3 protein-coding genes are annotated in these 3,754 nt (G+C 63.5%); 2 read left to right on the forward strand and 1 reads right to left on the reverse strand.

Annotated elements, in window-relative coordinates; all coding sequences use genetic code 11:
* Window positions 1-129 precede the first annotated feature (129 nt).
* Together hisN and A2I95_RS27500 are read left to right on the forward strand one after the other, a co-directional pair.
* The gene (hisN, locus tag A2I95_RS27495) at window positions 130-921 is read left to right on the forward strand and encodes a histidinol-phosphatase (protein WP_027259492.1); all 792 of its coding nucleotides are present in this window, start codon (window positions 130-132) and stop codon (window positions 919-921) included.
* 118 nt (window positions 922-1,039) lie between these two features.
* Window positions 1,040-2,380: an 8-oxoguanine deaminase gene (locus tag A2I95_RS27500; RefSeq protein ID WP_291735029.1), complete on the forward strand. Its 1,341-nt coding sequence runs from the start codon at window positions 1,040-1,042 to the stop codon at window positions 2,378-2,380.
* A gap of 34 nt (window positions 2,381-2,414) precedes the next feature.
* Here the strand turns inward: A2I95_RS27500 and guaD are convergent, their stop codons facing one another.
* Complete coding sequence (gene guaD, locus A2I95_RS27505) at window positions 2,415-3,701, reverse strand: guanine deaminase (protein WP_291735032.1); 1,287 nt, start codon at window positions 3,699-3,701, stop codon at window positions 2,415-2,417.
* Window positions 3,702-3,754 lie beyond the last annotated feature (53 nt).

Consider the following 3,754-nt stretch of genomic DNA (forward strand, 5'->3'; position numbering starts at 1 on the left):
AACTGGCACGTGTGCTAAGCGACGTCGCCTGAAATCCGGACGGCGAATGAAGAATAATTGCAAGCGCAAAACCTGCGATGGCGGGGTTTGCGCTTGCAATCGTGCCGGGCGAGTGGCACCCGTCACGATATGAAACAGGCCGCTTTATCTGATCTTGACGTTGCACACAGACTGGCAGACGCAGCACGCGCTGCCATCTTGCCGCATTTCCGCACATCTTCGCTGACGGCTGAAAATAAACTCGAAGACGGGTTTGATCCGGTCACTGTTGCGGACCACGCTGCCGAGCAGGCGATGCGGGCGGTCTTGGCGGATACGCGCCCCGATGATGGAATACTGGGAGAGGAGTTCGGCACCAAACCGGGCATCTCTGGACGAACCTGGGTGCTGGACCCGATTGATGGCACCCGCGGCTTCATCAGCGGCACGCCGACCTGGGGCGTGCTGATTGCGCTGTCAGATGAAAACGGCCCGTTCCTGGGCGTTATCGATCAGCCCTATACCGGTGAGCGTTTCTGCGGCGGACCGGAAATTGCCGCCATGACCGGACCGTTTGGCGAAAGACCTTTGCAGACCCGCGCCACTGCGGCGCTGGAAGACGCCATCCTGTTCACCACTTTTCCGGAGGTCGGCACACCGGATGACCGGGCTGCGTTCGAACGGGTCTCGGCCCGCGCCAAACTGACCCGCTATGGCACCGACTGCTATGCCTATGCGCTGGTGGCGGTAGGACAAGTGGATCTGGTGATCGAAGCCGGTCTCAACGCTTATGACATTCAGGCGCCGATTGCGCTGATCCAGGCAGCAGGCGGCATGGTCACTGACTGGCAGGGCAACCCGGCCCATAATGGCGGCCGTGCCCTGGCCGCGGCCAACGCGGAAATCCACGCGGCTGCGCTGGAACTGCTGCGGCAGACGTAAACGGGTTGAAACCGGCGCCCCCTGCCTGTAGGTTTTCCGGCAGGCCGGTTCTTCGCCCGTTTTCCATCGGCCAATCACACATTCCTCTGAAGCGGGCTGTCTTTTGGAGTGTGTGAAAATGACAGAGATCCTTATTCAAAATGCCGATACCATCCTGACAATGGATGATACGCGCCGTGTGCTGCACGGCGCCGATGTGCTGATCCGCGGCGGCGGGATTGCCGCCGTGGGGCAGGGGCTGCAAACCAGCGGAGACATTGTCTCAGGCCGCGGCTGTGTGGTGACCCCAGGGCTGGTCAACACCCATCACCACCTCTACCAGAACCTGACCCGCGCAGTGCCCGGCGCCCAGGATGCGCTGCTGTTCGGCTGGCTGCAGCGGCTCTATCCCATCTGGGCGCAGTTCACTCCGGACGAGATGTTCGTCTCTGCCCAGCTGGGGCTGGCGGAACTGGCGCTCTCCGGTTGCACGCTCAGCTCCGACCACCTGTATCTCTACCCCAACGGATCGCGGCTGGAGGATATCATCCACGCTGCCCGCGATGTGGGCTTGCGCTTCCACCCGACCCGCGGTGCCATGAGCATCGGCGAAAGCGATGGCGGTCTGCCGCCCGACAGTCTGGTCGAGAAAGAGCAGGCCATTCTCGATGACATGATCCGCGTGGTGGACGCTTTCCACGATGCCGGCGAGGGGTCCATGTGCCGCGTCGGCCTGGCGCCATGCTCGCCCTTTTCGGTCAGCCGCGAACTGATGCGCGATGCCGCACTGCTGGCCCGCGACAAAGGCGTGATGCTGCATACCCATCTGGCCGAAAATGACGAGGATATTGCCTATTCCGAGGCCAAGTTCGGCTGCCGCCCCGGCCAGTATGCCGAAGAATTGGGCTGGACCGGCGAGGATGTCTGGCACGCCCATTGCGTGAAGCTGGACGTGCAAGAGATTGATCTTTTTTCCAGAACCCGCACCGGCGTTGCCCATTGCCCCTGTTCCAACTGCCGCCTGGGCAGCGGCATCGCGCCTGTGCGGGCAATGCGCGATGCTGGGGTTCCTGTGGGGCTGGGCGTGGACGGCTCCGCCAGCAACGACATGGCCAGCCTGGCGTCAGAGGCGCGGCAGGCCATGCTGCTGCAGCGGGTTGCCAATGGCGCCGACGCGATGAGCGCTTATGAAACGCTGGAGATCGCCACCCGCGGCGGCGCCGATGTGCTGGGGCGCCCGGATTGCGGCCGTCTGGCACCGGGCAAGCGCGCCGACATCGCGGTTTGGGACACCACAGGCATTGCCTCCAGCGGCAGCTGGGATGCCGCAGCCCTGCTGCTGGCCGGTCCGACCCAGGTGAAACACCTGTTTGTCGAAGGCAAGCAGGTCATCCGCAGCGGCGAGATCACAACGCTCGACCTGCCGCAGCTGATCGAACGCCACGGGAAACTGGCGCGGGCGCTGGCTTCATCTTTCTGAAAATACTCAAGGCCGAGGCGCGTCAGCGCCTCTGCTAAACCGGTCGCCCGCCAATCCAGACCTCGGAAATGGCGCGGTCGTCGCCCATCATGATGGTGGGGAACACCGCCTCCCACAGATCCCCGGCGCGCGCTGACCGCTGCGCGATCGCCGGGGCCGAGGCCAGATCCAGCACCACCAGATCCGCCTCCAGGCCGCGGGCGATGTTGCCGATCTTTGCCTCCATCCGCAGCGCCGTGGCGGATCCTTGGGTCGCCAGCCACAACAGCTGCGCTGCATGCAGCGGCGTTCCGCGCAACTGGCCGATCTCATAGGCCGCCGCCATGGTGCGCAGCATAGAAAAGCTGGACCCGCCGCCGGTGTCAGTGGCAAGCCCGATCCGCTGGCCCTCAGCCATCAGACCGGCCATGTCAAAGAGGCCGGAGCCGATAAATGTGTTCGACGTCGGGCAATGGATCAACGCCGCGCCATAGTCCCGCAGCCGGTGCCGTTCACGCTCCTCCAGATGGATCGCATGACCGTAAAGCCCCCGGGCGCCCAGCAGTCCGAACTCCTCGTAGGTGTCCAGATAATCGCGCGCCTGCGGGAACAGCGACCTGACCCATTCGATCTCATCAATCTGCTCGCTCAGATGCGTTTGCATCAGACATTCCGGGTGCTTGCCCCAAAGCGCGCCCATTGCCTCCAGCTGTTCCGGGGTGGACGTGGGGGAAAACCGCGGGGTGATCGCATATTCCAGCCGGTCCACCCCGTGCCATCGCCCGATCAGCGCTTCTGAATCGTCATATGCAGATTGGGCCGTGTCCCGCAGCCCATCCGGTGCGTTGCGGTCCATGCAGGTCCTGCCCGCAACCACCCGCTGCCCGCGGCCTTGCGCCGCCGTGAAAAACGCATCCACGCTTTCGGAATGAATGGTGCAATAACTGCAGACCGTGGTGGTGCCATGGGCGGCTGTCAGGTCCAGATAGCGATTGGCAACTTCATCAGCATAGGCGCGGTCGCCGAACCGCATCTCCTCTGGGAAGGTATAGCTGTTCAGCCAGTCGATCAGCCGCTTGCCCCAGCTGGCGATGATGGCGGTCTGCGGATAATGCACATGGGCGTCCACAAACCCGGCCATAATCAGCTTGCCGCTGTGATCCACGGCTTTCGCCTCAGGCAGCAGTGCCTGCATTTCTGCCAGCGGACCGGCACCCGCGACCTTGCCGTCCTGCACCGCCACCGCGTCCTGCAGCCGGACGGCATCTTCTGGCTGGCCAGCGGTGAAGGGAGAGCCGGCAAAAGACAGCACGTGCCCTTTCAGGATGTAATCGGTGCCCATTCTTCCAACCCTTTCCTTGCAAAATGGCTCCGGGCAGGATACCCGCCGCATCA

It is taken from the genome of Leisingera sp. F5 (assembly GCF_001593695.1).